Origin of the sequence: Kitasatospora sp. NPDC053057 (genome assembly GCF_044546945.1) — a bacterium.
Taxonomy (GTDB): domain Bacteria; phylum Actinomycetota; class Actinomycetes; order Streptomycetales; family Streptomycetaceae; genus Kitasatospora.
Genome location: NZ_JBITZP010000005.1, coordinates 21,919 through 37,802, shown reverse-complemented (window position 1 = coordinate 37,802; position 15,884 = coordinate 21,919). Strand labels below are relative to the sequence as shown.

General features: G+C 72.1%; 11 protein-coding genes. All 11 read right to left on the bottom strand.

The features are described 5' to 3' along the window. Window positions 1-3 precede the first annotated feature (3 nt). Window positions 4-1,050: a MupA/Atu3671 family FMN-dependent luciferase-like monooxygenase gene (locus ACIG5E_RS08015; protein ID WP_396532326.1), complete on the bottom strand. Its 1,047-nt coding sequence runs from the start codon at window positions 1,048-1,050 to the stop codon at window positions 4-6. Window positions 1,051-1,058: 8 nt separating this feature from the next. Then, a complete protein-coding gene (locus tag ACIG5E_RS08010) occupies window positions 1,059-2,654 on the bottom strand; it encodes an AMP-binding protein (RefSeq protein ID WP_396532325.1) in 1,596 nt (531 codons plus the stop codon). Beyond that, a complete protein-coding gene (locus ACIG5E_RS08005) occupies window positions 2,647-3,753 on the bottom strand; it encodes an HAD-IIIC family phosphatase (RefSeq protein ID WP_396532324.1) in 1,107 nt (368 codons plus the stop codon). Before ACIG5E_RS08005 ends, ACIG5E_RS08010 begins: the two co-directional genes overlap by 8 nt. Before the next feature lie 27 nt (window positions 3,754-3,780). After that, on the bottom strand, window positions 3,781-4,749 hold the full coding sequence (locus tag ACIG5E_RS08000; RefSeq protein WP_396532323.1) for a 3-oxoacyl-[acyl-carrier-protein] synthase III C-terminal domain-containing protein: 969 nt from the start codon (window positions 4,747-4,749) through the stop codon (window positions 3,781-3,783). After that, window positions 4,746-5,855, bottom strand: a complete 1,110-nt coding sequence (locus ACIG5E_RS07995; protein ID WP_396532321.1) for an acyl-CoA dehydrogenase family protein — start codon at window positions 5,853-5,855, stop codon at window positions 4,746-4,748. Before ACIG5E_RS07995 ends, ACIG5E_RS08000 begins: the two co-directional genes overlap by 4 nt. After that, window positions 5,848-6,120: a phosphopantetheine-binding protein gene (locus ACIG5E_RS07990; protein ID WP_396532320.1), complete on the bottom strand. Its 273-nt coding sequence runs from the start codon at window positions 6,118-6,120 to the stop codon at window positions 5,848-5,850. The genes ACIG5E_RS07995 and ACIG5E_RS07990 overlap by 8 nt, the downstream gene beginning before the upstream one ends. Continuing rightward, entirely contained in the window at window positions 6,120-6,980 is an 861-nt protein-coding gene (locus tag ACIG5E_RS07985) for a 3-hydroxyacyl-CoA dehydrogenase family protein (protein WP_396532319.1), read from the bottom strand. The genes ACIG5E_RS07990 and ACIG5E_RS07985 overlap by 1 nt, the downstream gene beginning before the upstream one ends. Then, window positions 6,977-10,429, bottom strand: a complete 3,453-nt coding sequence (locus ACIG5E_RS07980; RefSeq protein ID WP_396532317.1) for a thioester reductase domain-containing protein — start codon at window positions 10,427-10,429, stop codon at window positions 6,977-6,979. Before ACIG5E_RS07980 ends, ACIG5E_RS07985 begins: the two co-directional genes overlap by 4 nt. A 64-nt stretch (window positions 10,430-10,493) precedes the next feature. Then, the gene (locus ACIG5E_RS07975) at window positions 10,494-10,859 is read right to left on the bottom strand and encodes an acyl carrier protein (RefSeq protein WP_396532316.1); all 366 of its coding nucleotides are present in this window, start codon (window positions 10,857-10,859) and stop codon (window positions 10,494-10,496) included. Next, window positions 10,841-13,885 carry a condensation domain-containing protein gene (locus tag ACIG5E_RS07970; protein ID WP_396532315.1) on the bottom strand — a complete coding sequence of 1,015 codons (3,045 nt, stop codon included), beginning with the start codon at window positions 13,883-13,885 and terminating at the stop codon, window positions 10,841-10,843. Before ACIG5E_RS07970 ends, ACIG5E_RS07975 begins: the two co-directional genes overlap by 19 nt. Then, window positions 13,875-15,695, bottom strand: coding sequence for a non-ribosomal peptide synthetase (locus ACIG5E_RS07965; RefSeq protein ID WP_396532313.1), 1,821 nt, complete (start codon window positions 15,693-15,695; stop codon window positions 13,875-13,877). Before ACIG5E_RS07965 ends, ACIG5E_RS07970 begins: the two co-directional genes overlap by 11 nt. Window positions 15,696-15,884 lie beyond the last annotated feature (189 nt).

The following is a 15,884-nucleotide window of genomic DNA, read 5'->3' as shown; positions in this document are numbered from 1 at the left end:
CGTTCACCTGCTCCTGACCACGAGCTGCTTGAGTTCGTCGAGTCCGTCCAGCACGGTCTTGGAGGGAAGGCCGAAGTCGATCAGACAGGCCACCTCGTCCACACCCAGTTGCCGGAAGCGGTCGACCGTGCGTTCGCATTTGTCCACCGTGCCCAGCAGCCCGCCGCCGTCGAAGTAGCGGTCGAAGGACCGCTCCACGATGAAGTCGGTGTCCTCGGGCGAGAGTCGGGACGGATCGATGCGGCGGGCACCGTCCAGCTGGGCGCCGAGCAGCAGGCCGAGCGAGCTGCGCAGGTAGTCGGTGAGCGGCCCGTGCACGGTGGCCCGGGCGCTCTCCTCGTCCGGGCTGAGGTAGGTGTGCACCATCAGGACGACGTGGCCGGGCCAGCCGTCGCTCTCCGGGCGCTCGGCCACCGCCTCACGGTAGGCGGCGATCTTCTCGGCCAGGTCGTCCAGCTCCTGACCGAGCAGGTGGGTGAGCAGTCCGGCGCCGATCCGCCCGGCGTTCCGGAAGGTCTCGACACCACCGGCACTGGTGACCCAGACCGGGAGCTCCGGTTGCACCGGCGGGGGGAAGGAGCCCAGTTCGCGGGTGCTGCCCACGCCGTCCGTCACGGTGACGGTGCCGCCCCGCCAGAGGTGCCGGACCTGCTCGATCTGCTCCAGCATGACGGTGCGCCGGTTCTCGTAGTTCTCGGGACGCAGCGCGAAGTCCGCCGCGTGCCAGCCGGAGGCGAACGAGACACCCGCCCGGCCGCCGGACAGGTTGTCCACCACCGACCACTCCTCGGCGATCCGCAGCGGGTGGTGCAGCGGGCCGACCACGCTGCCGGCCCGGATCTTCACCCGTTCCGTGACCGCAGCGATCGCCGCGCCGGCCACGGCCGGGTTCGGGTAGAGACCGCCGAAAGGGTGGAAGTGGCGCTCCGGCGTCCAGACCGCCTCGAACCCGTTGCGGTCGGCGAACTTGGCGCCCTCCATGAGGAGTCGGTAGCGATCGCCGTCCTCTTCCCGGCTGTCGTTGGCGAAGTAGAACAGACTGAAGTCCATGTCGGCGATCACCTTGCCGTCGTCGCGTCGGGTGTCCGGCTCGGGGTGGCGTGCAGGAGCTCGCGCAGCCTGCCCCGGTCCGCCTTGCCGTTGGCGTTGAGCGGCACCTCGTCCAGCCGGTGCAGGCGGCGGGGCACCATGTGGATCGGCAGCCGCTTGCGGAGCCAGCGCACCAGATCCTGCGAAGCCAGTTCGGCGCCCGTGTAGCAGCCCACGAGTGCGAGATCCGCCCCGCTGCCGAGGGTCACCACGATCGCCTGGTGCACCTCGGGGTGGCGCCGGAGCACCGCCTCGATCTCGCCCAGTTCAATCCGGTAGCCGCGGAGCTTGATCTGGTTGTCGAGGCGGCCGAGGTGGACCAGCTGCCCGGACTCGAACCGCACCCGGTCGCCGGTGCGGTAGTAGTGCTCCGGCGTCAGCTCGCCGGTGCCGTCGTAGTCGGTGGCCCGCTCGCCGTCGTACGAGAGGAAGCGCCCCCGGTTGTCGGACGGGTCCAGATAGCCGTCGAAGCGCTGGCTGCCGCGGACACACAGCTCGCCCTCTTCGGCGGCCCGGCCGTCCTCGTCCAGGACGAGGTGGTCGAGGAACGGGTAGACCGGGCCGATCGGCACGGTGTCGTTGGAGGTGGCCGGCCAGTCGGCCCGGTCCGCCGGAAGCGTGAACTCGGTACAGGCCACGGTCAGTTCGGTCGGGCCGTAGACGTTCTCGAGCACCGCCCCCGGTGCCACCGACCACCAGGCGGCGGCCTGGTCGACGGTCAGCTGCTCACCGATGAAGACACTGCGGCGCAGACTGCTCGCGCGCCCGGTCCCCAGGTTGCCCAGTTCGGCCGCGACGGAGACCACCGAGGGGACCGAGAACCAGTGGGTGATCTCGCGCTTGACCAGGTAGTCGACCGGGGTCAGCAGCTCGCCCCGGTCCGGAACCACCAGGGTGGCCCCGGCTCCCCACGTGACGAAGAGGTCGAAGACCGAGGGGTCGAAGGTCAGATCGAAGGTGTGCGACATCCGGCAGCCCGGGCCGACGCCGTGGCGGGCGATGTTCCGGGCGACGTACGGCGACGCGTTGCGGTGCCGGATCGGGACGCCCTTGGGCCGACCGGTGGAACCCGAGGTGAAGAGGATGTAGGCCAGGTCCTGGAGCGAACCCGCGTACGGCGGGAGGGCGTCGTCCCCGGCCCCGGCCCCGGCCTCGGCCGCGACGACCTCGTGGTCGGTGAGCCTCAGAACGGTGCCGACCGCGCCGTCCAGCTCGCGGTCGAGCTGGACGGCCCCCGCACTGTCGGCCAACAGGACGTCGATCCCCGCGAGTTCGCAGACCGGCCGGTTACGGGCGGCCGGGAAGCCCGGATTGAGCGGGGTGACGGCCGCGCCGAGGCGCAGCGCCGCGAGGTAGCCGGCGAAGGCGGCCGGGCCGTGCGCGGCCAGCAGCGCCACCCTGGCGGGCACCGAGCCGTGCTCACGCAGGATGCGCCCGGCGAGCGCCAGGGCGCTGCGGAGCAACTCGCCGTAACTGAGGCTGAACTCCCCAGTCTCCACCGCCACGGCCTCGGGGTGGCGTTCGGCCGAGTCGGCGAACCAGCGGTACAGGGTGCGGTCAGCCATGCTCGGCCTCGCGCTCCGGAAGCCCGCCGATGGTCGGGGCGGTCAGCTTCATGGTGGTCGGCGCCGGCTGCTCGACGGGCTGGATGTGCAGCAGCTCGACACCCTCCGTGCCGGCCTGCGGCACGGTCGCCCGGCAGTCGCACGGCTCGTCGGTGAAGCCCGCGAAGCGGTAGGCGACCTCCATCATCCGGTTGCGGTCGGTGCGCCGGAAGTCGGCGGCCAGGTGGACGTGGTGGCGGGCGGCCTGGTCGATCAGCCAGCGCAGGATGACCGTGCCGGCGCCGAAGGAGACCACGCGGCAGGAGGTCGCGAGCAGCTTGAGGTGCCACACCTCGGGCAGCCGCTCCAGCAGCACGATGCCGACGGCGCCGTGCGGGCCGAAGCGGTCCCGCAGGGTGATCACCAACACCTCGTGCGCGGGGTCGGTGAGCAGCCCCCGCAGCGCCGTGTCGGAGTAGTGCACGCCGGTGGCGTTCATCTGGCTGGTGCGCAGGGTGAGTTCCTCGACGCGGGCGAGTTCCGCCTCGGTGGCCCGGGAGATCTCCATCTCCAGCTCCAGCGAGCGCAGGAACTCCTCGTCCGCTCCGACGAAGTCCTGCCGGGCAGCCTCGCGCCGGAAGCCCGCCTGGTACATCTCCCGCCGGCGGCCGGAGTCCTCGGTCACCGTCGCGGGCCGGAACTCCGGGAGGTCGGGGAGCGTGAGGGCGGCCTCGGCCGGGTAGCTTCGCACCTCCGGCAGGTGGTGGGCGACCTCGGCACGCTCCGCGGGCTGGTCGTCGATGAATGCGATGGTGGTGTGGGCGAACTTGAGCTCGTCGGCGATCTCCCGGACGGAGCCGGACTTGGGGATCCAGCCGATCTTCGGGAGGACGAAGTACTCCGCGACACCGAGCCGCTCCAGTCGCTCCCACGCCAGATCGTGGTCGTTCTTGCTGGCCACGGACTGCAGGATGCCCCGGGAATCCAGCTCGGTGATGACGTCCCTGATCCCGTCGGGCAGGGTCACCACGCCGTCCTCCAGCAGCGTGCCCTTCCACAGGGTGTTGTCCAAGTCCCAGACCAGGCACTTGACGGTCACCATCGACGGATTGTCAGACATACTCGCTCCCCCGGTTCGAGAGGTTCGTCAGATTTCCCACAACGTCACCGCCCAGGCCGCGACCGGGCTGTTGTTCAGCACCAGGACGAGATCGCCCTCGGCGAGTTCGCCGGTCCTGACCATCCGGTCGAGGTTGAGCACCACGTCCATCGCGCCCAGGTGCCCGTAGCGGGCCAGGTGCTCCCCACAGACCGGGTGGATCTTCAGCCCGAGCAGGGACTCGTAGAACTGGTACGCGCTCGCCGTGACGTTCTGCATCAGGACCGCGGCGACCTGCGAGCGCTCGACACCGGCGTCGGCGAGCACCTCGTCCACCAGCCGGCCGAACCGCAGTCGGCTGTTCATGGCCAGCTCGAAGCGGTACCGGTCGGGCGACTGGCACACCTCGCGCCACTCGTACCAGGGCACCTGCTTGTAGTCGACCGAGAAGAGGTCGTGGAAGGTGCCGTCGCTCTCCATCCGGTGCGCCCGCAGCACCGGGCGGCCGCCGCGCACCATGGTCATCGCGTACCCGCCGTCGCCGATGACGGTCACCGGGAACCGCACCCGGTCCAGGCCGGTCGGGCGGCTGGCGTGCGCGACCAGCACGCTCTGCCGCGACGGGTCGGCCAGCAGCAGGTCCCGGGCCAGCGCCCAGGCGGCGCTGGAGCCGGTGCAGCCCAGACCGTCCACCGTGAAGGCGACGCCGGAGCCGAGTCCGGCCTCGGCCTGCACCCGGCACGCGTCCGAGCCGAGCAGGACGTCCGGGGAGCGGGGGCCGACCAGGATCAGTACGTCGGGCTTGGCGGGCTCGCGCTCCAGCAGTTCCCGGCAGGCGCGGGCCGCCAGTTCAGCGGACGGGGTGTCCTCGAACACGCCGACCGTACCGATGCCGCTCGAACGGACGAACTCCGCCTCCTCGTGGCCCAGCATCCCGTACTCGGGCAGCTCGGTCACCGGTCGGGCGACCTCGGGCAGGACGCAGTGGATCGCGCCGATGCCGATCTCCTCGCTCATGCCCACACCGCCAGTGCGCGGTCGGCCAGCAGCAGTTGGCAGATCTCGTTGCTGCCCTCGATGATCTCCATCAGCTTGGCGTCGCGGTACGCCCTGGCCACCGGATGGCCGTCCTGGGCGCCGGCCGCACCGAGCAGCTGCACGGCGGACCGGGCGCCGGTGGTGGCGTTGCCGGCCGCCAGGTGCTTGGCCACCACGGCGGCGGTCACCAACTCCGGCGAGTTCTCGTCCCAGCAGCGGCTGGCGTGCAGGCAGGCCTGCGCCGCGGCCTGCTCCGCCACCAGCAGCTCCGCCAGGTGCCGCCCCACCAGCTGGTGTTCGACCAACGGCTTGCCGAACTGCCGTCGCTCCCTGGCGTGTCGGGTGGTGGCCTTCAGGCAGGCGCGCAGGATGCCCACGCAACCCCAGGCGACCGACAGCCGCCCGTAGGTCAGGGCCGAGGTGACCAGCCAGTCGATCGGCAGGCCCGCCCCGCCGAGCAGCGCGTCGGCGGGCAGCCTGACGTCCTCCAGCGTCACGTCCGCGTGCCCGGCGGCCCGGCAGCCCATCGGCGCCTCCACCCGGCGGACGGTCACCCCCGGGGCGGTGGTCGGCACCAGGACGACCGCCGCGCCGTCGCCGTAGCGGCCGAAGACCGCGATCAGGTCGGCGTAGTCGGCACCGGTGACCCAGATCTTGGCTCCGGTGACGACCACGGTGTCGCCGTCGAGGGCGATCCGGGTGCCCATCGCGGAGAGATCGCTGCCGGCCTCGCGCTCGCTGAACGACACGGCGGCGAGCGAGCCCGAGGTCAGCCGCGGCAGATAGCTGTCGCGCTGCTCCCGGCTGCCGAACCGCTGCACCGCCCAGGCGGCCATGCCGTGCGAGGTCATCAGGCTCCGCAGCGACGAGCACAGACTGCCGACGGAGGCGGTGAGTTCACCGTTCTCCTCGGCGCTCAGTCCCATGCCTCCGTACTCCGCGGGCACCTGGGCGCACAGGACGCCCTTGCCGCCCAGCTGGCGGACCAGCTCCTCGGGGATCCGTCCGGCCCGGTCCCAGTCGCCGGCCTGGTCACCGACCAGGCCGGCGACCAGGCCGGCCGCTTCGCTCGACCGCTCAGACACCCGTGCCGCCCTTGAGGCGCAGCACCAGGGCGGTCATCGCGTCCACGGTACGGAAGTTGTCCAGGGTCAGGTCGGGCCCGGCGATCGTCACGGCGAAGGACTGCTCCAGGTGGACCAGCAGCTCCATGGCGAAGAGCGAGGTGACCAGACCGGTACCGAACAGGTCGACGTCGTCGGCCACGGTCTGCTTGGTGCGGCCCGCGAGGAACTCGCCCAGGTTCCGCCGGATGGTCTCCGCAGTGGCCGGAGCGGTGGGAGCAGACATCAGACAGTACCTCCGTACTCGAAGAATCCGTGGCCGGTCTTACGGCCCCAGTCACCGGCTGCCACCTTCGACAGCAGTAGCTCGCACGGCTGGTAGCCGGCGTCCCCGGTGCGTTCGTGCAGCACCCGCAGCGAGTCCACGACGTTGTCGAGACCGATCAGGTCGGCGGTGGCCAGCGGGCCGGTGGTGTGGCCCAGGCAGCCCTGGAAGACCGCGTCCACGTCCGCGGGGGCGGCGATCCCCTCCTGGACGATCCTGGCCGCCTCGTTGATCATGCGCTGCAGGATGCGGTTGATCACGAATCCCGGGCCGTCGCCGACGACGACACCCTGCTGGCCGAGCACGTCCAGCAGTTCGGTGGCGGCCGCCAGGGCGGCGGCGCCCGTCCGCGGACCCCGGATCACCTCGACGGTGCGGATCAGGTACGGCGGGTTCATGAAGTGCACGCCGACCAGGTCCTCCGGCCTGGCGATCCAGTCCGCCTGCTCGTCGATCGGCACCGCGGAGGTGTTGGAGATCAGCAGGGTGCCGGGATCGACCGCCGCCGAGGCCTCGGCCAGGACCTTCGCCTTGATGTCGGCGTGCTCGGTCACTGCCTCGATCACCGCGGTGGCACCCGCGACGTCCTCGATCGACGTGGTGGTGGTCAGTTCGCCGGTCGCGCCGTCCCGGGGCAGCCGGCCCATCATTCGGGCCAGCCGGAGCTGGTTGCGCACGTTGGTCTCGGCGCGCTCCAGGATCTCCCGGTCCACGTCCACGAGCGTCACGGACAGGCCCTGCCCGGTGGCGAGCGTCGCGATGGCGGTGCCCATCACACCGGCGCCCAGGACCGCCAGGCGGTGATCGGTGATCGCGGTCATCGGTTCCCCTCCCCGGTGTCATTCCCCTCGGTGCCGGCCAACGCCGGCAGGAGCCGGCCGACCTCCTCCGTCCGCTGGGCCAGGAAGGCCAGACCGTCGCGCAGGCGGCTGCCGGTCATCACCGGATCGAGGCCGCGCTTGCGCAGCCACGGCTGCCAACCGCGGGCCTGGACCCCGTCCTCGTCCAGCTCGTGTCCGTCGATCTCGTAGAGAGCCATGGCCGAGAGGATCGTGCTGCCGGTCTCCAGCGCCCGGGCCGCCACCAGCTTCTGCCAGTCCTTGAGCGGCATCGGGCGGGTCGGCAGGCCGGCCTCGGCCAGCAGCTCGAAGAGCCGGCGCAGGCCCGGGGACTTCTCCTGCACCAGGTGGTAGGCGCGTCCCACCGATCCGGGTGACAGCGCCAGTTCGGCGACCGCGCGAGACAGCATGTCCACCGGGGACAGCGGCAGGCCGCGGTCGTCCTCGGGGTGCGCCCCGACCGCGAGACCGCTGGTCAGCGCGAACCAGATCAGGTCCTTGTCGTTGCAGGCACCGGTCGTGCTGGAGGCCATGATCAGGCCCGGGCGGAACACCCGGATCCGCATGCCGTCCTGGTCGGCGCGCTCCAGCAGCCGCTCGCTCACCCACTTGCTGACGCCGTAGCCGCCCAGCTGCGGGTCCAGCGGCTGCTCCCGGGTCTCCAGCAGACGGCCTTCGGAGCCCGCCGGGCCGGTGGCCGCCACGGTCGAGATGAAGCTGAAGTCCCGGATGCCGTTCCCGCGCATCCACACCAGCAGGTCGACCATCGGCAGCACGTTGTCGTGCCGCAGTTCGCGGTACGGCTCGGTGAAGACGACCTTGGCGGCGCAGTGCAGCACATGGCCGATCCGCTGCGCCAGTTCCCCGCCCCGGTAGTCACGGCAGATCTCCCCGATCCCGCGAAGGTCGCCGGGGACGGCGTGCACCCGCTCCGGATCCGGCTCGGGCAGGCTGAACTTCGCCGCAGCGGCCCGCAGCCTCGCCATCCCTTCGGCCTCGTCGGCGGCCCGGACCACGCAGTAGATCCGGCCCTTGGAGGCGTTCAGCAGCTCGTGCAGCAGGAAGGCGCCGAGGTAGCCCGTGGCACCCGTCAGCAGGACGTCCTTGCCGCGGGCCTCGAAGTCCGCCAACTCGCCCAGCGGAATCTGGAGATCGCGGTCGACCAGGGCGCCGTCGCCGTCGGCCGCCGGATCGACGTCCGGCGCGCCCGGCTCGGCGCCGGACTGCAGGCCGTCGACGATGGTGGCGAGTCGGCGGATCGTCGCCTGGCTGCCGCCCGCCCGGTGGATGTTGATCAGGACACCGTGCCGGCGCTGGATCTCCAGCACCATCTGGACGGATAGCAGCGAGGTGCCGCCCAGCGAGCCGAACTCGTCGTCCAGGCCGATCGCGTCGATCCCGAACAGGTTCCGCCAGATTCCGGTCAGGTCGCTCTCGAGCGTCCCGTCGCCCGCCGCCTCCGCGGGGGCGGCCGCGACCGCCGCGGGAGCGGGGGCGTCCAGCCGGTAGCGGTCGAGCGCCCAGTAGCGCTTGCGGTCGAACGGGTAGGTGGGCAGCGCGACGCGGCGACCGGTCCGGCCGGCCGCGGCCTCGAAGTCCACCTGCACGCCGACGAGCCAGGCGGCGGTCAGCGCCTCGTCCACCAGGTCGGCCAGCTCGTCCTCGGAGAGACCGGGCCGAGTCGCGACCAGGTGCCGTCCTGGGCCCTGCTCGCCCTCACCCAGCTGGATCAGGAAGCGCTCGGCCGGTACGGACTCCATGGGGCCGGTGACCACCTCGGTGCGGTCCGGGAGGGCCGGCAGCAGTCGCGCCAGCAGGTCGTCCACCGACGGGCCGTCGACGGGTCGCACCAGGATCGCCCGGTGCGGGGCGGCCTTGGCGGTCCTGGCGGCCGGCGGGCGGGGCAGCCGCAGCGCGGCGGCCAGGTTCTCCGCGGGTGCGGTGACCACGCGGCGGTCCTCGAAGGCCGCCCGGCCCACCTTGAGGGTGTGCGCGACGTCGGCCGGCGACAGGTCCCGCTGTTCCAGGGAGTCCGCCAGCCGCTTGGACTGCTTGTCGAGCTCGGCCCGGTTGCGGCCGGAGACCACCAGCCGGACCAGCTGCCGCTGCAGCGCGGCGCGGCGCACCGGCTGCGGCGGCGGGGCGAGGACGGCGGACGCGTTGGTGCCGCCGACGCCCATCGAGTTGACCAGTACGTGCCGGTCCGACTCCTCGTTGAGCCCGGCCTCGGTGAGCACCTGGAACGGGCTGTCCGCTAGCACACCCGGGTCGCGCGGCCGCTCGAACATCGGATGCGCGGGCAGCCGGCCGGTACGGGCGACGTGTACCGCCTTGATGAATCCGGCGATACCGGCGGCCGGGCCGGTGTGCCCGATGTTGGTCATCACCGAGCCGAGACCGCAGTACCCGGTCTTCTCGGTGCTCCGGCGGAACGCCGAGGTGAGCGCGAGGAGTTCGATGCGGTCGCCGACCGCGGTGGCGGTGCCGTGCGCCTCCACGTAGCGCAGCTGGTCGGCCGGGACATCGGCGACCCGCAGCGCCGCGGCCACCACGTCGGCCACGCCCACCGGGCTCGGGGCGATGAAGCCCAGCCGGTCGGCGCCGTCGTTGCCGACCGCGCTGCCGCGCAGCACCGCCAGGATGTCGTCGCCGTCGGCCAGCGCGTCGGAGAGCCGGCGCAGAGCGACCACGCCGACGCCCGAGCTGTAGGTGGTGCCGGTGGAGCGGGCGTCGAAGGAGCGGCAGAAGCCGTCCTCCGAGAGCACTCCCCCGGGCACGTGCTGGTAGCCGCGGAACGGCTCCAGCACGGTCGCACCGCCGGCCAGCGCGATGTCGCACTCGCCGGACAGCAGGCTGAGGGTCGCGTAGTGCACGGCGTACAGCGAGGAGGAGCAGCCGGTCTGGATGCTCACGGCCGGCCCGCGCAGCCCCAGCTTGTAGGCCACCCGGGAGGTCATGAAGTCGGCCTGGCCGCCGACCGTCAGGTCCAGGTCGTCGATGGCGGCCCGCAGCCCGCCTTCCCGTGCCTTGGCCGCGAGCAGCGCCGCGGAGTAGCCACCGGACGCGCCGCCGGCGAAGACCCCGACCACGGGGCCGTCCGTCCGCGGCGGGTGGCCCGCGGCCTCAAGCGCCTCCCAGGCCGCCTCGAGGAAGATCCGGTGCTGGGGGTCGATGGTCTCGGCCTCCCGGGGCGGGAAGCCGAAGAAGTCGGCGGCGAACTGGTCGACGCCGGGCAGGCTGGCCCCGATCCGCACGAAACCCGGGGCGGCGGCCTGCTCGGGCGTGACACCACCGGCTGCCAGCTGCTCGGGGCTCAACTCCCGCATGGAGATGACGCCCTCGTCGATGTTGCGCCAGAACTCCTGCGGCGTCCAGGCGTCGGGGTAGCGGCAGCCGATGCCGACGACCGCGATCTCGGTACCGGTACTCATGTCCACACCTCGGTCCGCTCGGTGCGCGCCTCACGCGGCACGCACCCCTTGATGGTCAGCTCGCTCATGCGGCCCCTCCGGTCTCCGAACCGGCGCGGCGGGCGAGTCCGAGCAGCCGGCCGCGCTCGGTGGCGCCGAAGTCGGCCGTGGCCGCGGACTCGTCCTCCTCGGCCAGGAACGCCGCCTGGGCCCGGACGGTGCTGTGCTGGAACAGGTCGGAGACCTTCAGAGTGCGGCCGGTGAGCGGGTGCAGCTCCTCCCAGAGCATGATCAGCAGAAGCGAACTGCCGCCTGCCTCAAGGAACTTGACGTCCAGCGGGACGGCCGCGGCCGAGTCCAGGTCAAGGACCTCGGCCCAGGCCCGGCGCACCGCCGCCAGCAGCTCGGAGTGGCTGAGCGCGGGACCTTCGGCTACTTGGGTGTTGTCCACAACGGTCTCCTTCGCATGGGGTGTGAGTCCGGATCGGCGGCCAGGTCACCGGCGTCGACCACCAGGTCGTCGAGCAGGGCGGTGACGGTGGCGGCATCGAAGAGGTCGACGGCGTACGAGAGGGCCAGCTCCAGGTCCTCCCCCGACTCGGTCACCACGAACTCGAGTTCGTACTTCAGATGCAGCGGATCGAGCGCCCGTGCCCCGGCGGTGATCCCCGGGCCGAGCGGCGGCGGGGAGTCGGGGCCTTCCTGGGAGCTCAGGTAGACGGGGGTCAGCGGCGGACGGCTGAGATCGCGGTCCGGATGAAGGGCGGCCACGACCATGTCGAACGGGACCTCGGCGTGGCGGTAGGCGAAGACGCTCTCCTCGCGCACCCGGGTCAGCAGCTCGCGCCAGGTCGGGCCGTCGGAGAGGTCCACCCGCAGGACCAGCGTGTTGACGAACATGCCGACCGCCTCGACGCTGCGGGCGTCCTCGCGGCCCGCCCAGGGGAACGCGAAGAGGAAGTCCCGCTGCCCACTACGGCGGCCCAGGGTGGTGGCGAGCAGCGCGGCGGCCGTCACGAACGCCGAGCAACCGAGCTCCTCGGTCGCCACCCGGCGTACCCGGCGGGCGAGTTCCTCGCCCAGGGCGACGGTGCGGCAGACGGCCTCGGTGCCCTGCAGTTCCCCGCGCGGCCGGTCTCGCGGCAGCTCGATGTCGGTCGGTACACCGCGCAGCCGAGCCGTGACCGCTTCGGCGAGGGCTGCCACCGGCCCGTCCTCGCGGACCTCGGTCACCGTGGCGGGGTGCACCGGATCGGTCAGCACCGGATCCCGTCCCTCGGTCCCGGCCCGGTACACCTCGGCGACCTCGGCCAGCAGCAACTGCCGCGACCAGCCGTCGGAGACGATGTGGTGGATCACCAGGACCAGCAGGGTGCGGTCGCCGGCCGTCAGCAGCTCGGCCCGGGCCGGCGCGTCGGCGGCCAGGTCGAAGCCGCGCCAGCAGACCTCGGCGAGGTGCTCGCGCAGCTCTCCGGCGCTCCAGGCCGAGGCGTCGATCACCGACGCCGAGGCCGGTGCGCCATCGGTGCGGTAGGCGACCCGGCGCAGCCGGCGGTCCAGCGCGAAGCGGGAGCGCAGTGCCGGGTGCCGTGCGAGCACGGTGTCCACCGCGCGCTGAAGGGCTTCGGGGTCGACCGGGCCGGTGTACTCCACCACCGTGGGGATCAGGTAGGCGGAGCGCAGCGAGGGGATGCGGTCGATGGTCCAGAACCGCTGCTGCACCGCGTTGGCCGGATGGGGTCCGCCGTCGGGGATCGCGTCGGGGCGATCCTCGGCAGCGGTGACCGACCAACCTCGGGCCAGCAGTCGGCCGAGCCCGGCGACCGTCGGGTCGGCGAGGAACTCCCGTGGCGGCACCACGATGCCGTGCCGGCGCTGGGCCTCGGCCAGCATCGTGACGGCCAGCAGCGAGTGCCCTCCCAGACTGAAGAAGTTCGCCTCGGCCGCGAGTCGGCTCGGCTGGCCCGCGGCCGAACCGGCGCCCGCGTCCAGCGCGGCGGTGAAGAGTTCGGCCGCCTGAAGCTGCTGGGCGTCGAGCGGTCCCGCGGCTGCTCGCGGCCTCACGGGCGCGGGCCGGTCGGCGGGCGCCTGTGGAATCCGGAAGGAGTCCGGCCCACCAGGCAGCGCACCGATCGGGAGCTCGGGGTCGGCCACCGCCGCCGTGAGCAGGCTGACGAAACCTTCACCCAGTTCCCGGACCGCCTCGGCCGGGTAGCGGTCCGTGTCGTGCTCGACCGTGAGGGTGAGCCCGTCCGGCCCGTCCTCCATGATCAACAGCAGGTCGAACTTGGCGGTCCCGGTGCCGAGAACCAGCGGAGGCTGCCACCGCAGCCGGTCGTCGGCGGTCGGAGCGATCATGTTCTGCAGGACGAAACCGATCTCGACCAGGGCGCTGCGCCCCCCGCCCCGAACCTCGCCGACCGCCGCGGTCAACAGGTCGAAGGGGATCCGCTGGTGGCGGAGCGCGTGGAACGTCTCGGTCCTGCTGCCGACGCAGAGTTCCCGGAACGACTGCTCGGACGTCACCACGCAGTGCACCGGCACGGTGTTGACGAAGAAGCCGATCAGACGCTCCAACTCGGCCTGCTGCCGGTTGGCCGTCATCGAGCCGAGCAGGAACTCCCCGCGCCCCGACCACCGGTGCAGCAGTGCCTGCACGGCGGCGGAGAACACGATGTAGGGGGTCGCACGCAGCGACCTCGCCAGCTGGGCGGCGGCCGAGACCACCTCGTCCGGGACGGTGAAGACCTGCTGGTCCCCCGGGCGCGAACCGTCGGGGGCCGCCGGATTCGGACGGCAGCCGGCGAGCGTCAGGCCACCCGCCACCTCGGCCAGTTGCTTCGCCCGCTGGGAGATCTGTTCGCGCAGTTCCACGCCGACCGACTCGGCACGTTCCCGGACGGCGAACTCGCCGTACTGGATCGGCAGTTCGGGAAGCCGGGGCGCCTGCCCGGAGCGTGCCGCCAGGTAGGCCGCCGCCAACTCCTCGAAGAGCGGCGCCAGGGACCAGCCGTCCACCGCGATGTGGTGCACCACGAGCAGGACCGCGTCACCACCGGGGACGCCCCGCCAGAGGGTGCAGCGCAGCACCGGGCCACCGGAGAGGTCGAAGGGCTCTCGGCCGCGCTCCCGGGCCTGGGCCAGCGCCTGCTCGGCGGCGTCCGGCAGACCGCCGAGGTCGATCTCCTCCACCATCGGCCGCACCGCGTCGGCGACGACCTGAACCGGTTGGCCGTCGACCAGGCGGTAGCACGTCCTGAGGACCGCGTGGCGGGCCACCACCGTCTCCAACGCCACCGCCAGCACGGCGGCGTCGACCGGCTCGCGGCTGCGGAAGAACAGCGGAACGTTGTACGTGGCGTTGCCCGGTGCCGCCGCGTCGGCGAACCACATCCGCTCCTGCGCGGTCGACAGGGGCACGGCTCGGCCGATGCGGCCGGACGACCGGTCGCCAGTGGCGAATTCCTCAGCTCGCATGGGACTGCGCCGCCTTCCCGCCCCGGCTGGCGAGCTCGGCCAGCGTGTCCGCCATCAGGACGTCCACGGCGTCGATGCGCAGCCCGAAACGCTGGAGCACCCGGGCCGACACCTGCATGGCCAGGATGGAATTGCCACCCAGCTCGATGAAGTTGGCCTGCGGATCGACCTCCGGGACGCCGAGCACCTCCTGCCACACCTCGCGCAGCCCGTCGGCCCGGGCACCCGCCGGGGCGGAATCGGCCGGTGCGGTGTCGTCCGCGGCCGGGCGGCCGGCGCCGGCGGACTCCAGCAGCGACAGCAGCGCGGCCCGGTCGGTCTTCCCGGTGGGGCCGATCGGCAGCCGGTCGAGGACCAGCCACCGCGACGGCAGCATGTAGCTCGGCAGCCGCGCGCCCAGCAGCCGTTGCAGCTCGCCCACCAGACCGTCGGCCACCGCCGCCGCGTCCGGGGCGGGCAGAGCGAAGCCGACCAGCATCGCGGTCGGGCCCTCGCCGACCTTCTCCGTGAACGCGGCGTCGAGCAGCCCGGTGGCCACCGCCTCCCGTTCGATCTCCTCCAGCTCGATCCGGAAACCGCGCAGCTTGACCTGGCGGTCCCGTCGGCCCGACACCTCGATGGCCCCACCGGGCAGCTCGTGGGCCAGGTCACCGGTGCGGTAGAGCACCTCGCCGCTCACCGGGTGGACGACGAACTTCTCCGCGGTGAGCTCCGGACGCCCCAGGTAGCCGGTCGCCACACCGGGCCCGCCCACGCACAGCTCGCCCAACTCACCGGGCGGCACCGCCACGAGGGCTTCGTCCAGCACCAGGAGCGTGGTGTCCTGCAGCGGGTAGCCGATCGGGATCCGGCCCAGCCCCGCCAGGCTCTCCGTGGTGCAGTCGAAGTAGGCCGCGAAGGTGGTGGTCTCGGTCGGCCCGTACCCGTTCACCAGTCGCCCGGGCGGGTCCGCGGCCAACACCCGCTGTACCGCGGCGAGTTCGAGCTGCTCGCCGCCGACCACCAGGTTGCGCAGCGCCCCGAAGGCCGCCGGCCGCTCCCGCGCCACGGTGTGGAACAGCGAGGTGGTGAGGAACATGCTGTCGATGCGTTCGCCGCGAACCAGCGCGATCCAGTCGTCGATGGGCAGTTCGGTGATCCCGGGGAAGACCACCACGGTGCCGCCGGCCGTGAGCGTGTTCCAGATCTCGAAGGTGGTGGCATCGAACGCCGGATTGGCGGAACTGGCCACTCGGTCACCCGGGTCGACCGTGCAGAACTTCGACCCGACCGCCAGTCGGCGCACGGCCCGGTGCGGCACGACGACGCCCTTGGGGCGCCCGGTGGATCCCGACGTGAACGCCACGTAGGCCGGCGACTCCCGGGTCAGCTCCGCCTCGGGAACGTCGTCGGTGCCACCCGTGGGCACCGGGATCACCCGCGGACCGGGCGGCAGGTGGTGCCAGCGGTCCGCGGTTCCGGAACCGCGGGACGCGGAACAGACCACCAGGTCGATGCCCGCGTCCTCCAGGATGTCGGCGATCCTGTCAGCCGGAGCCATCACATCCAGCGGGAGGTACGCCGCGCCCGCCCGCAGGACACCCAGGAAACTGACCACCAACTCGACCGAGCGCTCCTGGGCGATCGCGACCAGATCGTGCGGGCCCACCCCCGCGGCCACCAGGTCGGCCGCCAGTCGGCCGGCCCGCGTCCAGAGTTCCCGGTAGGTGAGTTCCTCACCAGTGACCGGGTCGCTGACCGCAGGGAGGTCCGGCCGTCGCTCGACCCACTGCTCTACCAGCTCGTGCACCAGCTCAGAAGTTGCCGACATGGCGAAGCTCCACCTCCGACCGAACAGCCAGAAAAAGGCAGGGAAAGGACAGCTGTAAGAAGAATCAGCTCGACGAAAGTCCGAAGAAAATTGCCGGTCAAACCAGCTGTGAACCGACCGTAATATCCGCGATAATCGCCGGACCCCATCCGTGGTCAGCCGGCGCCAGCGAATTGCTCCCGATCTGCG